Annotated in this window: 21 protein-coding genes; 12 read left to right on the top strand and 9 right to left on the bottom strand. The window is 38.9% G+C overall.

The window, feature by feature from the left end:
- Positions 1-13 precede the first annotated feature (13 nt).
- From K8F54_RS06135 to K8F54_RS06125, 3 genes are all read left to right on the top strand, one after another.
- Positions 14-358 carry a hypothetical protein gene (locus K8F54_RS06135; RefSeq protein ID WP_290788509.1) on the top strand — a complete coding sequence of 115 codons (345 nt, stop codon included), beginning with the start codon at positions 14-16 and terminating at the stop codon, positions 356-358.
- A gap of 21 nt (positions 359-379) precedes the next feature.
- Positions 380-1,024: a class I SAM-dependent methyltransferase gene (locus K8F54_RS06130; RefSeq protein WP_290788506.1), complete on the top strand. Its 645-nt coding sequence runs from the start codon at positions 380-382 to the stop codon at positions 1,022-1,024.
- Between the two features lie 147 nt (positions 1,025-1,171).
- Entirely contained in the window at positions 1,172-1,684 is a 513-nt protein-coding gene (locus K8F54_RS06125) for a hypothetical protein (protein ID WP_290788503.1), read from the top strand.
- A gap of 77 nt (positions 1,685-1,761) precedes the next feature.
- Here K8F54_RS06125 and K8F54_RS06120 read toward each other — a convergent pair whose 3' ends face one another.
- From K8F54_RS06120 to K8F54_RS06110, 3 genes are all read right to left on the bottom strand, one after another.
- Positions 1,762-3,456, bottom strand: coding sequence for a DUF2207 domain-containing protein (locus K8F54_RS06120; protein WP_290788500.1), 1,695 nt, complete (start codon positions 3,454-3,456; stop codon positions 1,762-1,764).
- An 82-nt stretch (positions 3,457-3,538) separates the two neighbouring features.
- On the bottom strand, positions 3,539-4,099 hold the full coding sequence (locus tag K8F54_RS06115; RefSeq protein WP_290788497.1) for a LemA family protein: 561 nt from the start codon (positions 4,097-4,099) through the stop codon (positions 3,539-3,541).
- 211 nt (positions 4,100-4,310) lie between these two features.
- Positions 4,311-5,153, bottom strand: coding sequence for a DUF2911 domain-containing protein (locus K8F54_RS06110; RefSeq protein ID WP_290788495.1), 843 nt, complete (start codon positions 5,151-5,153; stop codon positions 4,311-4,313).
- A 257-nt stretch (positions 5,154-5,410) separates the two neighbouring features.
- On the opposite strand from K8F54_RS06110, the gene K8F54_RS06105 reads away from it, so the two are divergent.
- The 3 genes from K8F54_RS06105 to K8F54_RS06095 all read left to right on the top strand — a co-directional run bounded on the left by K8F54_RS06105 (position 5,411) and on the right by K8F54_RS06095 (position 7,740).
- The gene (locus K8F54_RS06105; protein ID WP_290788492.1) at positions 5,411-6,715 is read left to right on the top strand and encodes a deoxyribodipyrimidine photo-lyase; all 1,305 of its coding nucleotides are present in this window, start codon (positions 5,411-5,413) and stop codon (positions 6,713-6,715) included.
- 105 nt (positions 6,716-6,820) lie between these two features.
- The gene (locus tag K8F54_RS06100; RefSeq protein WP_290788489.1) at positions 6,821-7,057 is read left to right on the top strand and encodes a (4Fe-4S)-binding protein; all 237 of its coding nucleotides are present in this window, start codon (positions 6,821-6,823) and stop codon (positions 7,055-7,057) included.
- Between the two features lie 89 nt (positions 7,058-7,146).
- Positions 7,147-7,740 (top strand): hypothetical protein, encoded by a 594-nt coding sequence (locus K8F54_RS06095; protein WP_290788487.1) that lies wholly within the window; start codon positions 7,147-7,149, stop codon positions 7,738-7,740.
- 29 nt (positions 7,741-7,769) lie between these two features.
- On the opposite strand, the gene murA is transcribed toward K8F54_RS06095, so the two are convergent.
- The 3 genes from murA to K8F54_RS06080 form a co-directional block, all read right to left on the bottom strand.
- A complete protein-coding gene (gene murA, locus K8F54_RS06090; RefSeq protein ID WP_290788484.1) occupies positions 7,770-9,083 on the bottom strand; it encodes a UDP-N-acetylglucosamine 1-carboxyvinyltransferase in 1,314 nt (437 codons plus the stop codon).
- Positions 9,084-9,100: 17 nt separating this feature from the next.
- On the bottom strand, positions 9,101-9,754 hold the full coding sequence (locus K8F54_RS06085; RefSeq protein WP_290788481.1) for a DUF4290 domain-containing protein: 654 nt from the start codon (positions 9,752-9,754) through the stop codon (positions 9,101-9,103).
- Positions 9,755-9,819: 65 nt separating this feature from the next.
- Positions 9,820-10,110, bottom strand: a complete 291-nt coding sequence (locus K8F54_RS06080) for a DUF493 family protein (RefSeq protein ID WP_290788478.1) — start codon at positions 10,108-10,110, stop codon at positions 9,820-9,822.
- An 83-nt stretch (positions 10,111-10,193) separates the two neighbouring features.
- On the opposite strand from K8F54_RS06080, the gene K8F54_RS06075 reads away from it, so the two are divergent.
- The 5 genes from K8F54_RS06075 to K8F54_RS06055 all read left to right on the top strand — a co-directional run bounded on the left by K8F54_RS06075 (position 10,194) and on the right by K8F54_RS06055 (position 14,730).
- Entirely contained in the window at positions 10,194-10,739 is a 546-nt protein-coding gene (locus tag K8F54_RS06075; RefSeq protein WP_290788475.1) for an ATP-binding protein, read from the top strand.
- Positions 10,736-12,637, top strand: coding sequence for a RecQ family ATP-dependent DNA helicase (locus tag K8F54_RS06070; protein ID WP_290788472.1), 1,902 nt, complete (start codon positions 10,736-10,738; stop codon positions 12,635-12,637). Before K8F54_RS06075 ends, K8F54_RS06070 begins: the two co-directional genes overlap by 4 nt.
- Positions 12,634-13,581 (top strand): methionyl-tRNA formyltransferase, encoded by a 948-nt coding sequence (gene fmt, locus K8F54_RS06065; protein WP_290788469.1) that lies wholly within the window; start codon positions 12,634-12,636, stop codon positions 13,579-13,581. The genes K8F54_RS06070 and fmt overlap by 4 nt, the downstream gene beginning before the upstream one ends.
- A 183-nt stretch (positions 13,582-13,764) precedes the next feature.
- Complete coding sequence (locus tag K8F54_RS06060) at positions 13,765-14,037, top strand: HU family DNA-binding protein (RefSeq protein ID WP_290788465.1); 273 nt, start codon at positions 13,765-13,767, stop codon at positions 14,035-14,037.
- 132 nt (positions 14,038-14,169) lie between these two features.
- A complete protein-coding gene (locus K8F54_RS06055) occupies positions 14,170-14,730 on the top strand; it encodes a YqgE/AlgH family protein (protein ID WP_290788462.1) in 561 nt (186 codons plus the stop codon).
- On the opposite strand, the gene K8F54_RS06050 is transcribed toward K8F54_RS06055, so the two are convergent.
- From K8F54_RS06050 to K8F54_RS06040, 3 genes are all read right to left on the bottom strand, one after another.
- Positions 14,727-15,560: an aminotransferase class IV gene (locus K8F54_RS06050; protein ID WP_290788459.1), complete on the bottom strand. Its 834-nt coding sequence runs from the start codon at positions 15,558-15,560 to the stop codon at positions 14,727-14,729. The two genes, K8F54_RS06055 and K8F54_RS06050, sit on opposite strands and share 4 nt — an antisense overlap.
- 56 nt (positions 15,561-15,616) lie before the next feature.
- Positions 15,617-16,003 carry an START-like domain-containing protein gene (locus tag K8F54_RS06045; protein ID WP_290788455.1) on the bottom strand — a complete coding sequence of 129 codons (387 nt, stop codon included), beginning with the start codon at positions 16,001-16,003 and terminating at the stop codon, positions 15,617-15,619.
- Between the two features lie 181 nt (positions 16,004-16,184).
- Positions 16,185-16,562 carry a DoxX family membrane protein gene (locus K8F54_RS06040; protein WP_290788452.1) on the bottom strand — a complete coding sequence of 126 codons (378 nt, stop codon included), beginning with the start codon at positions 16,560-16,562 and terminating at the stop codon, positions 16,185-16,187.
- Between the two features lie 120 nt (positions 16,563-16,682).
- Here K8F54_RS06040 and K8F54_RS06035 point away from each other — a divergent pair, with 120 nt between their 5' ends.
- A complete protein-coding gene (locus tag K8F54_RS06035) occupies positions 16,683-17,375 on the top strand; it encodes an RNA polymerase sigma factor (protein ID WP_290788450.1) in 693 nt (230 codons plus the stop codon).
- The last annotated feature ends 152 nt before the right edge of the window (positions 17,376-17,527 follow it).

Here is a 17,527-nt window from a genome sequence, read left to right as displayed (position 1 = left end):
AAATAGTAGAAAAATGAATCCATCCAGCAAACTCTTAACTATAAAGCTAGTACATACGCTAATCTGGTTGTTTTTTGTAATAGCCATATTTTATGTACTCTATAGTGGCATTCGAAATCAGGTTACCATTTACACTTGGATTGCCATAGGACTAGTGCTTGGCGAAGGACTTGTTTTACTACTATTTAAGATGTTCTGTCCACTTACGTTGTTGGCGAGAAAGTATTCCAATTCTGACAAGGCAAATTTTGATATTTTTCTGCCGAATTGGTTGGCAAAATACAATAAGTTACTGTTTACCACGCTCTTTGTGATAGGGGTTATAATTGTGTTGCTTCGCATTATTTTTAACGAATAACTTATCTATCCGAATCAGCTAATGGATCGCAGTAAAGAAACTACCAACACCTGGAACAAGATCGCCGATTTGTACGCCGAGAAATTTATGGACCTCGAGCTGTATAACGATTCGTACGATCTGTTTTGCGAACTGATCTCGGAAGCACATCCCAACATCCTAGATATTGGTTGCGGCCCCGGAAACATTACAAAATACCTATTGAAGAAGCGACCTGATTTCAATATGCTGGGGATAGACAATGCGCCTAACATGATCAGACTTGCCAAAAAACACAGTCCTACTGCTGCCTTTCAAGTGATGGATGCAAAGCGTATAATATCGCTTCCTCCAGGCTTCCATGGTATGATGTGTGGCTTCTGTATACCTTATTTGTCGAAAAAGGAGGTTTCAAAATTACTTTCAGATAGTTTTCATCTTTTACAAAATAACGGCATTCTTTACCTTAGTTTTTTAGATGATGATTACGCTAAATCGGGTTATAAAACAGGGAGCACAGGAGACAAGGTATATTTCTATTACTATACGACTTCCTTTCTAGTCGATGCATTGAGAAAACATCATTTCGATATCCTACACCGAATGGAATTCGATTATAAGCGAAGTGAAAACACTTCAGAAAAACATACGGTTCTAATCGCCAAAAAAGTGAGTGCCAAAGTTTAGAAAGATTTGACTATCAAATAATTCCTACATTTTTTTAAATCACTTTTAAATTCCTACAATTTTTTTAAGTATCTTCGCTTTAGCCCTATCTACACTTTTGTACTTTTATTCTACCCTTATGCTTTTGGGATATAATACCCATTGGCAATGAAACAAATTACTTTTATACTGTGCTTGCTTTGCTTCGGAATAGGCCTTGCCCAACATACCGGTAAAGGAGAATGTGCTTTTCAGCCCGATAACAAGGCATGGATTCTGAAGTATAAAAACACCGAAACAAAGGAAGATAAAGTCCAATTGGTGATCGATAAAATTATTTTGGATGGTTATACAGTAATCGAAAGCTCTGATTCGGCCGATATAGATGGGACTAAGAGTTTTGACAAAAATTCCTGCAGTCCAAAGTGCATGATCCGTTTCGGATTGATATACGACAAAAAGAAAGGACTGGTCTTGGATCTTAAAAAGAACCCCGAACTGGAAGCGTTGGTGTTAGAATTTAATGCCGAGAACATTAGCCATATGGATCTTAACGAGTATCAGGAAAAAGACATCTACTCCCCTGCTGCACTAAAACGTTCAGGGATTGTCCTTTATACTGAAGACAGGGATCTAAAAAAAATGATCCGGAAAGCAATTAAAAAAATAGGAAAAAGATAGTTTTAATTGTTCTGCCTCTCTTGAAATTTAGGCTGAAACTACCTGCTTTAGGTGCTAGGAACGATGCACTAGCAAAATTACCAACTGCCGCCACCGCCGCCACCAAAGCCACCGCCTGAGGAGCCACCCCCGCCAGATGAACTACTAGATGGCGAACTTACCATGGTAGACCTTGCCGATGACATGGAACTGGAAAAGGATTGTGAAAAATTGTTCATATTCATCGAACTATAGGATGTCGAACTATACCATTCGGGAGGTTGTACATTGAGGGCGTCAAATTTAGCAGCCCATTTATCGAACATATTAAATGCCAATGCATAGCCCATGGTAGTTTCAAAATACGCAGGATCGTCTTGTAACAGCATTTTCAACTTACCTTGTTCAGACACTTTGATAAAACGTTTAAACCCTTTTAATTCGGACAAGACTTTATTTCCCTTGGCATTCTTCTTGGCCATAAAGTTGTTCATAAACAAAAGAAAGACACAAGTGACCACTACCATAACGGCAGCAAATACACCCCACATAAACAAAACAGGCGGCACCAACAAAATAGGCCATAGAATAAGCGCTGCTAAGCTAATTTTTTTAACCTTTTCTGATTTAGGCTCATAGTACTGCTGCGCCTCTTTCTTTAAGATAGTCTTAGCACTGGTCATGGTGGTATAGAAGGAGTCCTTAAGACTGCTCACAAGTACTTCTTTTTTACTCGCGGAGTTCGTACTCCCAAACAGACCTTTGAATATTTTTTGCTCGTATAGCGGGGCATTTTCGGGTAAGGCATTGATTCGTGTCAATTTGGTATCGCTCTTCGAAAACCAATTCTTTTTAGGTATTTCTTGCATGGTAATAATGCCTTTCGATCCCCAATACGGAATTAGCGAAATTAGGTCGGAAGTATCTTCGCGATCATTTATTAAATAGCCGGCCATGGCCGGATCCATTTGCTGCGGTGGATAATAACTGGAAGCTGCGATTACCCGGTCATCCTTTCCAAATCTTCTCCAAACCAGATAAAAACCGGTTAGCAATGCGCCAATAACTAACAACCACCCGTGTTGCGTCCAAAACGGCCAGAGGGGTTTGATCTCTTTCACCGAATTGGGTGGCAGGTTGACCAATACCGTCACGCTTTGGCCGGCATAGGATACAAAATTTGGAAAACTTCTGGCTGTGATCACCCCATTTTCATTGGAAACGCCAATTTCGGTGCTGATCTGCTCGGTACCGGTATTTCCACTATACACGAATATATCTTCATTACCCAACGAAATTCCTTCGGGGAGGTGTATGGTAAAATCTATCTTTTTAAATACTGCCCACCACCCATCGGGTTTTATGTTCCAATAAAATACAATTCGGTTGTCCTCGTGTAGAAACGCATTGGTCACTCGATACTTAATCTCGTAATGCTGAGGACCTACCAAGGTTACATTGGCGTCACCTATTTTAATTTGCAGATTGTCGCTTAGCTTTTGTTCGAAGGAAAAAGGGGCTTCAAATTTGTAGCCCGGAACTTCTATATCGCTTATCTTAATTCTTCTCGTTTCCTGTTCTCCTTCGGAAGTAAGCAGCTTGTAATTTGTTTGGATGTTTCGGTAAATTCCATGTTTTGGAATTTTAAATCGAAGATCATAGTTTTCGACCACGTCAAAATAACCATCCTTGTGAATATAAATATCCACCTTACAATAATCCACGTCAAAATCCTGCGAAAAACTTTTGGGAAATATAATAAGCGCTAATAGAACAAATACAATTCTTATCATCGTTATAGGTTTAAAATTGAAATCCTAATGAATAACGGGGATACCTTAAAAATTTGAACTACATATGTAGGTCTTTCCTAACTTATGAAAAATCTACTTTCACATTCTCCTTGCTTGCCTGATCGGTTTCAAAATAGTCGAAGTGCTGGTAGTTAAAAACGCCTATAAACAATACTCCGGGGAAGCTTTCTCCATAGGTATTATTTTCGCGTACAGAACCGTTGTAATAACGCCGACTTCGCTCCAGATTTTCTTCTATCTCATTCAACTTAGCCTGCAAATCCAAATAATTCACATTTGCTTTTAGGTCGGGATAGGCTTCACTCAATGCGAAAATACTACGGAGGGCACTTTGTAGTAGGTTTTCGGCTTTGATTTGCGAATTGATATCTCCTTTTGGAACCTGCATCGCTGCATTTCGGGCATTAATTACATCTTCCAGAGTAGATTTTTCATGTGCCGCATACCCTTTGACCGTTTCCACCAAATTCGGAATAAGGTCATAGCGCCTTTTCAAAGCAACATCAACATTGCTCCAAGCATCTTTCACTAAATTCCTGTTCTTTGCAAAACGATTAAAAACACTAATTAGTAAAAGCCCAATAATAAGTACTACACCCAATAAAATAAGTAAAACAATCATCAAAAAATAGTTTAGGTTGTTAGCTTTCAGAAATGATTTCTGATTTTTTGCATAACTAAGATACTTTATTTTACCATTACTTCAACAATGGTTTGACAACTAAAAAATTAGTGCATTGAACTTCCTTATTTATAGTCTTTGATTCCAAACCATAAAAAAAGCCCCGGAATTCCGGGGCCTTTGAGTAGACATTTTTAAGGTGTAAGCAATTTTACATCGCTCCCCACTCCTTTAAAGATTTTTGATTTAAGGCTACATAATCGTCATTACCCGCAGCTTTCGCCATTTCTAATGATTTCTGAGCTGCTTTTATAGCACCTTTTTTATCTCCCGATTTTGCATAAATAAGGGATTGTTGTCTGAAATACCAAAAGGCATCGGAACGCAATTCAACCGCCTTATCGATCCAAGTCTTAGCCTTGTTAATATCCTTGCCCGATTCTAAATAATACACTGCTGCTGCATAATAATCGTTCGCGCCGGGACCGCTCATCACCTGATCGATACTTGCTGCCACTTTTTTATCGGTATTGAACTTCATAGGAACCCCAACATAGGTTTTTTCCCAAAGGATCCCAAGTACAGCTGAATCGTTGGTGATATCGTCAAAAGACATGGTAAAAGATTCAATGTTCATTGGCATTGGATATACCTGTGCCTTAACGGTAGCCGCAACCTTGGCATCGTCCCACTCTTGTGGGGTACCCCAGTTGCTCGCATCGCTATAAAACATCACTTCCCAGTTTTCGGCATTGGGTTTTGTGTAAATCGCATAACTTCCTGCTTTTAGTGTTTTTCCACCAATGGTAACCTCATCACTAAAGGTGATTTTTGTATTGGCGTTTGCCCCGGTTCTCCAAATTTTTCCATAAGGAACAAGACCGTCAAAAATAACTCTACCTCGCATGGCAGGTCGGGAATACTCCAGAGTTACATCGGTCAATCCCACTTTCTGTTCAATTTTTTGAAAAGGACTGGGTGCTGGTGTTTGTATTTGAGCATAGCCTCCTACCGAAACAAGAGCTACACAAACTAAAAGAAATAGTTTTTTCATAGGTGTAAATTTTTAAAGTTTTTAACGTGTCACGAAGTTACAACAACCCTTGCTTCTAAAAGTTAACAAAAACTTAAATTAGAATGTATCACCTGTCTTAACGATGCAGTTCGAAGTAGCACCTTGCACCTTTTCAAAAATGACATCTCAGTTGCTGATTGGTTGTATGCCGGAAAAGGAGACATATTGTTGTTAAGTTTATTATAATTCTTGTTTATATTTTTATAATATATGTTAAACAATCATATTTTTGTGATATGAATGATATATCTATTTTTTGGTTCCGAAGGGATCTTCGCTTAGACGACAATGCCGGTTTGTATTGGGCATTGCTAGGTCATTTGCCAGTCCTGCCTCTATTTATTTTCGATACCGAAATTTTAGAGGATCTCCCAAAAAATGATGCACGGGTCAGTTTTATTTTTAAAACGCTACAAAATATACGGAAAGACCTGCAAGTACACGGAAGTGATTTGCTCCTTTATCAAGGTACACCGTCCGAGATATTCGAAGAATTACTGAAGCACTATACTATAAAAAGTGTTTTTACCAATCACGACTATGAACCATATGCTATAAAACGTGATGCCGAAGTGAAAGCGCTACTCTCTAAAAAAGGAATCGAATTTCTAAGTTTCAAGGATCAGGTCGTTTTCGAAAGGGATGAAATCGCAAAAGCGGATGCTTCTCCCTATGTGGTCTATACACCCTATATGAAAAAATGGAAAGCCAAATTTTCGAAGCACACACATCTCAGGGTGTACGACACAAAACCATTGGTTGGAAATCTGCTTCCGATAAATCCATCAACGAATATACACATAGAGGATATGGGGTTTGAACTTTCAAAGATTCAAGTGCCAAGCTACGATCTTTCTTCAGCAAGTATTCAGAATTATGAGGAAACCAGAAACTTCCCTGCCTTGGAAAGTACATCACGTCTGGGTCCGCACTTGCGATTTGGAACAATCAGTGTTCGCGAAGCGATGAAATACGCTATAGCGGAAAAAAATGAAGTGTTTTGGCAAGAACTCATCTGGCGGGAATTCTTTATGCAAATCCTATGGCATTTCCCTGAAACAGTAGAAAATGCCTTCAGAAAAAAATACGATCGAATTTCTTGGAGAAACAATGAAACTGAATTTACCGCCTGGAAAGAAGGTAGAACAGGATTCCCTCTTGTAGATGCCGGAATGCGGCAATTGAAGGAAACAGGTTATATGCACAATCGCGTTCGAATGCTAACTGCCAGTTTTTTATGTAAACATCTATTGATCGATTGGCGGTGGGGGGAAGCCTATTTCGCGGAGAAGCTCTTGGATTACGAACTATCGAGCAATGTTGGAAATTGGCAATGGGCTGCCGGAAGTGGTGTAGATGCCGCTCCTTACTTTAGGATCTTTAACCCAAGCTCCCAACTTGAAAAATTTGATAAAAATTATAAGTATATCAAAAGGTGGGTGCAAGAGTTTGATACTGAAGATTATCCTTCAAAAATAGTGGATCACAAGGAGGCCAGAACCCGTGCGTTGGCAACCTATAAAATAGCCTTGCAAAATTAATTTGTAGGAATTTTCTAAATATTTTGTTAATTTATTAGATAAATTACATATATTTATCGACTAAATTGATTATAAGGTAGTTACATAACCCCCAAATTTATGCTTATGGAAACCTATGACAATGAATTCACTAACGGTGAAATTACCGTGACATTCGAGCCCAAAAGATGCATTCACGCCGAAAAGTGTGCCAAAGGCCTCTCTGAAGTTTTTAAAACAAGTGTAATTCCATGGATTGATCTCGATGGTGCTGAAACCGAACGTATTATTGCGCAGGTTAAGAAATGTCCCTCAGGTGCTCTTAATTTTTGTTATAATGACGAATTGGTTTCTGTTAAATAAAATCTAATTGAGTTCAATTTTTGGGTAGTTTTCTACAATTTTTCTACTCTTGCAGTGTTAAGTAACGAGACCAAACCTAACTCTGAATCATGAAAAGAAAATTAGCTGCATTACTCCCCATACTTTTTATCGTACTTTCCCTGACGGCTCAAGAAGAAACTCAAGAATCCAATCCAAATAGCCTGGAATCGCAATTTGTCAATGTGATTGATAAATCGAACAGCTATCAGGAATTCAAAGTAATTTCAAAGGCAAAATTGCACCTGCTTCGAAAGAATATTTTAGATTCGGTGGCCGCTTTGGAAACTACTATTGAAACCATTCAAACCGAAATTGAAAGCCAAAAAGAACAGATCGCCTCATTAAGCCAGGATCTGAAAGCTACTCAAGAAAGCCTGCTTTTATCCAAGGAGAAAGAAGACGGAATTGAGTTTTTTGGAATGTTTACCAAAAAGTCTACATACAATGCAATTATGTGGGGTATCATCCTCTTTTTGCTGGCCGGAATGATGTTCTTTGTTTATAGATATAAAAGTAGTAATGCATTAACCAAGGCAGCTCGTAAAAAACTGGATGAAGTAGAGTTGGACTTTGACATTCACCGACAAAAAAGTTTGGAGGAACTTCAACAATTAGGAAGGAAACTACAAGACGAGATTAACAAGAATAGAAAAGCACAATAAAAAAAGCCTCCAGTTGGAGGCTTTTTTTATTAAGATTCTATTCGAGTGATTTTTGCGCCAATAGCTCGAAGGCGCTCATCTATATTTTCATACCCTCTATCAATTTGTTCAATGTTGTGAATCGTGCTGATTCCTTGTGCAGAAAGTGCTGCAATCAACAAGGATATTCCTGCTCTAATATCGGGTGACACCATAGTTGTCGCCTTGAGGTTGGATTCGAAGTTATGCCCAATGACCGTTGCTCTATGAGGGTCACACAAAATAATCTTGGCGCCCATATCTATTAATTTATCAACAAAGAAGAGTCGGCTTTCAAACATTTTTTGATGAATCAAAACACTGCCTTTGGCCTGAGTACATACCACGAGTACTATACTTAAAAGATCGGGTGTAAAACCCGGCCAAGGAGCATCGGCTACCGTAAGAATAGAGCCATCGATATAACCTTGTATCTCATAGCTTTCTTGCGATGGAATATAAATATCGTCTCCTCGCTTTTCCAGTGTGATCCCCAATTTCCGAAAGGTATCCGGAATCAGTCCTAGATTTTCCCAACTCACATCTTTAATGGTAATTTCACTGCGGGTCATAGCTGCTAACCCAATCCAACTTCCAATCTCGATCATATCGGGCAAGACGCGATGCGTACAGCCTCCCAATCGCTCCACCCCTTCAATTATCAACATATTGGATCCCACGCCGCTAATTTTAGCACCCATGGAATTCAGCATTTTGCACAACTGTTGTAAATAGGGTTCGCAAGCGGCATTGTAGATAGTAGTCGTTCCTTTTGCTAAAACGGCAGCCATAACAATATTAGCAGTCCCTGTTACTGAAGCTTGGTCCAACAACATATAGGTACCCGTAAGTCCATTAGGAGCTTCTACTCCGTAAAATCGCTCTTCTTTATTATATCGGAAGGTAGCGCCCAGTTTTATAAATCCTTCAAAATGGGTATCCAACCTACGTCTCCCAATTTTATCACCACCGGGACGAGGGATATATCCCTTTCCGAAGCGAGACAGTAAGGGTCCAACAATCATAATAGACCCGCGAAGCGAACTTCCCTCCTGCTTGAACAGCTCAGATTCGAGATAGTCTAGGTTGAGTGCATCCGATCGAAATGCGTATTTCCCTTTTGCCAGCTTTTGGGTTTTGACTCCTAAATTCCCTAAGATTTCAATGAGTTTGTTAACATCTCTGATATCCGGAATATTCTCAATAATCACTTCTTCAGGGGTTAACAAAACGGCACAAAGAATTTGTAGCGCTTCATTTTTTGCACCCTGTGGACGTATTTCACCTTTTAGTTTGTGACCGCCCTCAATTTGAAAAGTTTCCATACTGCGTTATAGGGAGGTTAATATCGTTTGCGGTTGCGATTGCCTTTGTAGTTCTTCTTACTTGAAGCACTACTGCTGCTGCTGCTACTGAATCGTTTTTTACTCTTCAATAAATCGTGCGCCTTGGAAAGGTCTTCATCGCTATTCTTAAGATTGATCTTACCATCTGAAAGTTCAAATAAATGTTTGAAGATCACGTCGTCTTCTACCGTGTCCTTGTTCCAATTAAGGAAACACTTCTTCATGTGGTTGGCAATGGTCAATACCAAGCCATCTTTCATGTCGCCATCTTCCCAGCTATTGGCTACGTCTATCATGCGCTTGATATTATTTCCGTAGAAACGATATTTAGGAAAGTTTTGAGGGTATTCCAACGGTTCAGGACGTTGCATCAATTCTTCACGAGAAGGAATCTCATAAGGTGAGTCTGCATCCAGTTTGAAATCGGAAATCATAAAAAGTTGATCCCAAAGTTTGTGCTGAAAGTCGGGCACATCGCGTAAGTGTGGGTTTAAATTCCCCATTACCGCGATAATACTTTTGGCTACTTTATTACGTTCTTCTTTGTCTTCTTTTGAAATGGCATAGTCTACCATTTTCTGAATATGACGACCGTATTCAGGTATCATTAAATGAGGTCGTTCGGTGTTGTATTCTAAATTTTCTATCAAAATATATTAATTAAAAAAGGAGGGTTTGTACTTCTGAAGTAATTCTGTCATGCAAAATACTAAATTTATAAAGAAATAACCCCTTCGACGCTAGAAACTTCAAGATATTTCTCGATAACAGCTTCAGGGGAATGCATCTCTACTTTGATTGAAACACTGGTATAAGTCCCTTTTGAAGAGTCCCGCGTTTGAATAACGGCACCAGTTCCGTTAAAAATTGCTTCTATTTCGGCGATCTTCTCGAGGTCGGCCGGAACTATAAACTTGTACAGATACGGTGCCGGCCAGGTAGTATCATCGGTAAGTTGTTGTTTTAAACGCGTGTAGAATTCGGTGGTTTTCTTGTCTTGTTTCATTCGCAATTCAAAGATTAAGAGCAGCGCAAAGATACACTTTAGGTCTCAATAATATTTACGTACTTTGTACAAAATTGTAACGCTTGAAAACTAAAAGAATTGTGATCTCCGGCGGACCTGGTTCCGGAAAAACCACCTTGATATCACATTTGGAAGAACAAGGATATGTTTGTATGCATGAGATCTCCAGAGACGTTATCAAAACAGCGCAAAAAGAAGGAATAGAGCAATTGTTTCTGGAAAACCCCCTGCTCTTTAGTCAGAAGTTATTGGAAGGCCGGTTACAACAATTCAATGAGGGTAGTTTACACCGAATTCCATTTTTATTCTACGACAGAGGAATGCCCGATGTGACGGCCTATATGGACTATATCCAGTCTCGTTATCCCGATTACTTCTACAGAACCTGCACGACCCATCGGTACGATACCGTTTTCTTATTACCCCCCTGGGAGGATATTTATGAGCAGGACAACGAACGCTACGAATCTTTCGAAGAGGCCGAAAAAATCTATCACTACCTGCTGCAAGGATATCGAAAATACGGATATCACGTCAAGGAAGTGCCTGTTGGAAATGTAGATAGCAGGGCAGATTATATTCTTTCTCAACTGACCCCAAAACAGTGAATACACCGCTAAGCATACTAGAAAAGTATTGGGGTTTCACTTCCTTCAAACCCATGCAAGAAGAGATTATTTCTTCTGTGATGGACGGAAAAGACACGGTGGCATTGCTACCAACCGGTGGCGGGAAATCACTCTGTTTTCAAATTCCGGTGATGGCGATGGAAGGCATAGGTGTGGTAATCTCTCCTTTGGTGGCTCTAATGAACGATCAGGTTAAAAGTCTTCAGGAACGAGGCATAAAAGCCATGAGTATTACCGGCGGTATTTCTATTGACGAATTGCGAACAGCCTTGGACAATGCCATTTACGGTAATTATAAGTTCATATACCTCTCCCCGGAACGACTTCAGCAGGAAATGGTGCAAAATGCGATACGCCATATGAATGTAAATTTAATCGCAGTAGACGAAGCGCACTGTATTTCGCAATGGGGGAATGATTTTAGGCCGGCTTATAAAAATATCCATTTGCTGCGGGAACTGCATCCCTTGATACCAATTATTGCCCTTACCGCCACAGCAACTCCCGAAGTCCTACAAGATACCATTATACAGCTACAGATGGAACTTCCGGGAGTTTACAAACAATCCTTTGTGCGCGAAAATCTTTCGTATCAGGTGTGTTTCGAAAATGACAAACTCTATCGAATGCAGCAATTATTAAAGTCGAATACCGAATCGGCCATAGTGTATGTGCGCAGCCGAAGTGCGGCTGTTGAAACAGCCAATGAGCTAAACAGTCTAGGTATTAGCAGTACGTATTTTCATGGTGGTATCTCGAAAAACGATAAGCAAACGCGACTTGCAAACTGGAAATCGAACAAGGTGAAAACCATGGTAGCCACCAACGCCTTTGGAATGGGTATTGATCATCCAACGGTTCGATACGTGATTCACACCCAACTCCCGGAAAGTCTGGAGAGTTACTTTCAAGAAGCGGGTCGGGCCGGTAGGGATGGTGCTTATGCCGTTGCGGTCATCCTCTTCAACGAATATGACAAGTTGCTGGTAAGAAAACAATTTGTCGATTCATTGGCTTCGGCAAAAGATTTAAAAAAGCTGTATCGCACGTTAAACAACTATTTTCAGATTCCATATGGGGAGGGTGAATTTACGGAACACAATTTCAGTTTTACAGAATTCTGCCAGACTTACCAACTCAACACCTTGCGCACTTATAATGGGTTAAATGCGTTGGACCGATTGGGAGTCCTTCAACTATCACAGGAGTTTGGACGAAAATCGAAGCTTCAGTTTTTAGTATCTTCCGAAGTACTCCTTCAATATTTCAGCAAAGACCCTGCTATATCGGTTATTGGAAAGACCATCCTTCGTTTGTACAGCGGGATCTTCGACACGCCTACTTTTATCAATCTCGAACTCGTAGCCTCCAAGAGCGGCCAATCCATAAAACGGATTATTGAAACCCTTAAGTTATTTGAACGCGATCAATTGTTGGAGCTCACCTTATATGAAACCGATGCAACTCTTAGCTTTTTAGTGCCTCGTGAAGATGATAAGACCATTAACATTATTGCGAAAGAGGTAACCAATCTAAACGAGAAAAAAGCAAGTCAGGTAGCTTCTGTTTTGAATTACGTTGAAAATTCAAATGATTGTAAAAGTGTTCAATTGGTTCGTTATTTTGGGGAGACCGAAGTGCCTCCCTGTGGTATATGCAGTGTTTGTGCATCACAAGATACAAAGGCGACCAAAAAAGAAGTGAAGCTTATTGCAGACGCGATACTACATTTATTGGAAGAACAGGAATTGAATTCGAGGGAAATTTCAGAAAGGCTTACTTTTACCGAAGCTAAGATCGTGCATGTATTGCAATTGTTATTGGATGCCGAAAAGATTAGGAGGAATTCCAAAAATCAATTTTACCGAAACAAATGAGAGACATTAGAATCGTTTTTATGGGGACTCCCCACTTTGCCGTTGGGGTGCTACAAAAACTTGTGGAAGAAGGAAAAAACATTGTTGGCGTGATCACAGCTCCAGACAAGCCGGCGGGACGGGGACGTAAATTAAGGCCTTCGGCTGTAAAAGTATATGCGCTCTCCCAAGCGCTTCCCATATTACAACCAACCAATTTAAAGGATACTGCTTTTTTGGAAGCACTAAAAGGGCTAAATGCCAATCTGCAAATTGTAGTGGCCTTCAGAATGCTGCCAAAGGTGGTTTGGAGCCTACCCGAATATGGCACCTTTAACCTGCATGCATCCTTATTGCCCAATTATAGAGGGGCTGCTCCTATTAATTGGGCCATCATCAATGGCGAAACCAAAACCGGAGTCACCACCTTCTTTATCGATGACAAGATTGATACCGGAGAAATTATTTTACAAGATGAAGTGGCTATATCACCAAATGAAACGGCAGGAACCCTTCACGACACCTTGATGCACTTGGGAAGTGAATTGGTGCTGAAAACGGTCTCATTACTGGAAAAAGGGCCTGTTGTCACACAAGTACAGAAGCAGGGTACCCATTTAAAAGAAGCCCCAAAACTTCATACAGAGAATACCAGAATCGATTGGAAACAAGCTGCAGCAAAGATCGACACCTTTATAAGAGGCCTTTCCCCCTATCCCGGTGCCTGGTCCTTACTTAGAAATGGCGCAGAAGAGTTGGTGGTAAAAATTCACCATGCAACTGTAGTTATTGCGTCCCATCAAGACGAAATTGGAAGCATTACAGCGACTAAAAAGGAAATGAAAATTTCGGTAAAGAATGGCTACCTATATATTGAGGAAATGCAGTTAGCCGGAAAGCGAAAAATGGCAATTCGCGATCTATTGAACGGTTATTCATTCGATGACGCTGCTAAAATGTTGTAAAGCCTTACTGCTATTGATTTCGTTAAAATTCAGAAAAAATCGCATTCTTTATTAACAAAGGCTCTAAGTTATTAACAAATATGGCGATTTCCCGCGTCATTCCTTGCATGAACCGATAATCCGATTAAATTTGTAGAGCAATTAATTGAAGTTTAACCAACAATTTAATTTAAACAGTAAACTATGAACAAATCAGATTTAATCGATGCAATGGCCGCGAGTGCCGGAATCACTAAAGCAGCTGCAAAAAAAGCATTAGAGTCCTTTTTAGGAAATGTACAGAAATCTCTTAAGAAGGGAAACAGAGTATCATTAGTAGGTTTCGGATCTTGGTCAGTATCTAAAAGAGCTGCCAGAGAAGGAAGAAACCCTCAAACTGGAAAAACTATTAAAATTGCTGCTAAAAAAGTAGTTAAATTTAAAGCAGGTTCTGACTTAGCAAAAAGTGTAAACTAATTTTGCGCAAACGAATTTGACAAAAAACCCTTCCATTTGGAAGGGTTTTTTATTGAAATAAAGTATAGTTTAAAAGCAATCTGTTGCTTTTTCGGAAATTAATACTTAGATTTAATTCGATAAACTCTATAGATGACTTCATTAAAACCAACCAAAGGAGTACTTCTCGTTGCTGAACCATCTATCATTGGTGATGTTTCATTCAACAGATCGGTCGTGCTATTGGCAGAATACAACGAAACAGGATCCGTAGGTTTTATCCTCAATAAACCCTTAGAATACAAGCTGAAAGACTTCATCCCGGAGGTCAATTCAAACCTACGCGTTTATAATGGAGGGCCCGTTGAGCAAGACAATCTTTATTTTATACATAGAATCCCTGAAATTATTCCCGACAGTATCGAAATTTCAAACGGGATTTATTGGGGTGGTGATTTCAATGCGATCACCGGATTGCTTCAAGAAGACGCATTACATGAAGACCAGATCCGTTTCTTTTTAGGGTATTCAGGATGGGAAAGTCAACAACTGGAGCAAGAACTCGAAGTAAATAGTTGGGTGGTTGTACCTAACAATTACAAAAATGACATCATTGGAAAATCCTATGACAACTTTTGGAAGGAAAAAATGATCGAATTTGGCGGCGATTATGTCATTTGGTCAAATGCCCCTGAGAATCCTATTTACAACTAACCCAAGCGAGCTTTTACATTTAATTTTGCCAATAGGTCCTTTGCGACAAGGTTTACAAATTCTTTTTTACGGTATTTGGTAACTGGTTGAATTCCAACAATGGTATTGGTAATAAATAATTCGTCTGCTTTTTGAAGTTCGAAAGGCGAGACCGAAGCTTCTTCCAATATATAATCTGGTAGTTGCCCAATAATAGCGATGAGTTGTTTTCGTATAATTCCGTTTAGGCAACCGTCGGATAAAGGAGGGGTTTTTATTTTATAACCGGACACTAGGAATAAATTTCCATTCAATGCTTCAATAACCTGTTTGTTTTCATTCAGCAATAAACAATTGTCAAAATCGTTTTCTTTGGCAAAAATACTACCCAATACGTTGATCGTTTTACTGGTTGATTTAAGGGTAGACAACAGGCCCGAATTAACGTAATAGTCTTTGAACAATTCAACTGTATAGGGACGATCACTGAGGGTGTAAAATGGATTTTCCAGTTTTTCATACGAAATCAGATACTCAATATCATTGGTGTGCGGCCTATACTTCCCTCCGGATTTGCGCCATATCAAAATTTTCACTCGATACGCTTGTGACTTATCTGTTTCTTGCAAGGTCTTCTGAATTTGCTCCTCCAGATACTCCATGGTGAAATTCATGGGGATTTCCATTCGTAAAATTCGCATCGAAGCCATTAATCTGAAGTAATGATCCTCCCAAAAAAATAGTTTTCCGGCAGACACTTTTATGGTTTCAAAGAGTGCATCGGCATACAGTAGTCCTCTGTTTTCTGAAATTTCAGATGATGAAATTAGCTTCCCGTTGAGATTGAGCATAAAAAAACCGTCCCTTTTGTACGGGACGGTGCAAAGATACTATATTCTATAACTTTTTAGGTAGATCCCAATATCTGTTTCAGATTGGAAATCATATTTTCCCAAAGCATTTTTCCTTCTTCAATTTCATCTTCTTCAGCAAAATCGGTTACCATCAAGGAGACGTCTTTGGTAATTTCATCTACCTGAATGCGCATCTCAAAATAGTAGTCGGTGTCGTCATCCTCAACCCATCGAAACTTGATACGTTCGCCACTTTTCTTCCCTAATAATTTGGCTTTTTCTTCACTTTCAGACCAAATAAAGGTAAAAAACTCACCTCTAGAGTTAACATTATCGGCATACCATTCGCTCATCCCGCTTGGGGTAGAAATATATTGGTATAAAAGAGAAGGAGATACATGTATCGGAAACTCCATCTCATATTTTATTTTTTCTTCCATAGTTTTAGTAAGTGGAAGCCCAATATATATATTTTAAACTTAACCCGTGAACGAAAGCGAAGATTTTTTTAAGGAGGTTTAAAACAAAAAAAACTCTTCATGTTGAGGGGTTTATTACTGGTTTAGAAATATCACGTTATAATTTAACATTAGGTGATGAATTTAAGATCACAACTGTACATTAACCTCTACTTAAATTGTTTTCAGATAATTTAGCCAATGAAAAAGCGGCTATAGCCATAACCAAATCTCTTACCGCAACATCTACAAAACTCCAGCTAAACAGTAATGTTAATGCAATAACCACCAACCAGGCGGAAACCACATATGCTCCAAACTTTGTTTTTGTTAGCACAAGAATACCGGCAACAATTTCAATTATACCTACAATCATCATTAGGGTAGCCGGTTCAAAAGGAAGAATTGCTGCAAAGCCTTCAGAAATATATTGACTCCAGTCGGTTAAAATGTTTGTAAATTTGTCTAATCCTGCAACTATTGGCACTAAGCCAAAGGTATACTTTAACAGGTTTCTTACTAATTGCACGTTCGAATCCATAATTTTACTTTTTAATTATTTATAAATTTGTTTACTCTTTTGATAGCAGATAATTAAAAAGGATACAAATTTTTGTAACTTTTTTTCTGAATCCTTATCTAAAGCAAAACACAAAGAACTATGGAAGCTATTAAGATGCATGATTCTAATACTCATACAATAAAAGAATCGGAAGTAATAAGGCGTATTCTGGCTGGAGAGAAAGAGCTCTACGAAATTTTGGTGAGACGAAATAATCAAAAATTGTATCGAATTATTCGAACATATTTAAAAGACGAGGCTGAGATAGCAGATATAATGCAGAATAGCTACCTAAAAGCCTTTACTAAACTGTATCAATTCAAATTAGCATCTTCATTTTCCACATGGCTTATTCGAATAGGAATAAATGAGGCGTTGGCTCGCTTAAAGGAAAAAGGGAAATTAGTTCATTTAAACGAACAATTAACTAATCTAAGACCCAATACAATTCTGGAAATTCCAGACAGTAAACAATTAAATCCGCAGGAGAAAATGATTCGGAATGAAGCAAAACAATTATTGGAAAATGCGATAGATCATTTAGACATAAAATATAAAACGGTTTATATACTAAAAGAAGTGGAAGAAATGAGCTTGAAAGAAATTAGTATTGCCTTGGATATAAGTATCGCCAATGTAAAAGTACGGCTGTATCGCGCCAAAGAAATGCTAAAAGAAAAACTTTACGAAGTAACAAACGATAAAAATATTTTTGAGTTTGGTTTTAGCAAGTGCGACCGAATAACCGAAAATGTGATGTTGAAGATACTGAAATTGCGCATTTCTCAATGAGTCCTCCGATGCCAGCCCTACGCGTCGTCTAATTAATATTCGTTCATTTTGGATCCAAAAATACACTATAAAATTTCTCATATCCAAAAAAATAGTGAGAAGTCGGTATATTTATACACTATAGAATGATTCACATTTATAAAACAAGAAAA

Origin of the sequence: Altibacter sp. (genome assembly GCF_019913785.1) — a bacterium.
Classification (GTDB): Bacteria; Bacteroidota; Bacteroidia; order Flavobacteriales; family Flavobacteriaceae; genus Altibacter.
The sequence above is the reverse complement of the archived record's forward strand: the minus strand, read 5'-3'. Positions and strand labels throughout refer to the sequence as shown.

Bases quoted from the DNA above. Each gene is read 5' to 3' on its own strand.
- K8F54_RS06135 (WP_290788509.1), top strand. From the start codon at position 14: ATGAATCCATCCAGCAAACTCTTAACTATAAAGCTAGTACATACGCTA.
- K8F54_RS06130 (WP_290788506.1), top strand. From the start codon at position 380: ATGGATCGCAGTAAAGAAACTACCAACACCTGGAACAAGATCGCCGAT.
- K8F54_RS06125 (WP_290788503.1), top strand. From the start codon at position 1,172: ATGAAACAAATTACTTTTATACTGTGCTTGCTTTGCTTCGGAATAGGC.
- K8F54_RS06120 (WP_290788500.1), bottom strand. From the start codon at position 3,456: ATGATAAGAATTGTATTTGTTCTATTAGCGCTTATTATATTTCCCAAA.
- K8F54_RS06115 (WP_290788497.1), bottom strand. From the start codon at position 4,099: ATGATTGTTTTACTTATTTTATTGGGTGTAGTACTTATTATTGGGCTT.
- K8F54_RS06110 (WP_290788495.1), bottom strand. From the start codon at position 5,153: ATGAAAAAACTATTTCTTTTAGTTTGTGTAGCTCTTGTTTCGGTAGGA.
- K8F54_RS06105 (WP_290788492.1), top strand. From the start codon at position 5,411: ATGAATGATATATCTATTTTTTGGTTCCGAAGGGATCTTCGCTTAGAC.
- K8F54_RS06100 (WP_290788489.1), top strand. From the start codon at position 6,821: ATGGAAACCTATGACAATGAATTCACTAACGGTGAAATTACCGTGACA.
- K8F54_RS06095 (WP_290788487.1), top strand. From the start codon at position 7,147: ATGAAAAGAAAATTAGCTGCATTACTCCCCATACTTTTTATCGTACTT.
- murA (WP_290788484.1), bottom strand. From the start codon at position 9,083: ATGGAAACTTTTCAAATTGAGGGCGGTCACAAACTAAAAGGTGAAATA.
- K8F54_RS06080 (WP_290788478.1), bottom strand. From the start codon at position 10,110: ATGAAACAAGACAAGAAAACCACCGAATTCTACACGCGTTTAAAACAA.
- fmt (WP_290788469.1), top strand. From the start codon at position 12,634: ATGAGAGACATTAGAATCGTTTTTATGGGGACTCCCCACTTTGCCGTT.
- K8F54_RS06060 (WP_290788465.1), top strand. From the start codon at position 13,765: ATGAACAAATCAGATTTAATCGATGCAATGGCCGCGAGTGCCGGAATC.
- K8F54_RS06055 (WP_290788462.1), top strand. From the start codon at position 14,170: ATGACTTCATTAAAACCAACCAAAGGAGTACTTCTCGTTGCTGAACCA.
- K8F54_RS06050 (WP_290788459.1), bottom strand. From the start codon at position 15,560: ATGCTCAATCTCAACGGGAAGCTAATTTCATCATCTGAAATTTCAGAA.
- K8F54_RS06045 (WP_290788455.1), bottom strand. From the start codon at position 16,003: ATGGAAGAAAAAATAAAATATGAGATGGAGTTTCCGATACATGTATCT.
- K8F54_RS06040 (WP_290788452.1), bottom strand. From the start codon at position 16,562: ATGGATTCGAACGTGCAATTAGTAAGAAACCTGTTAAAGTATACCTTT.
- K8F54_RS06035 (WP_290788450.1), top strand. From the start codon at position 16,683: ATGGAAGCTATTAAGATGCATGATTCTAATACTCATACAATAAAAGAA.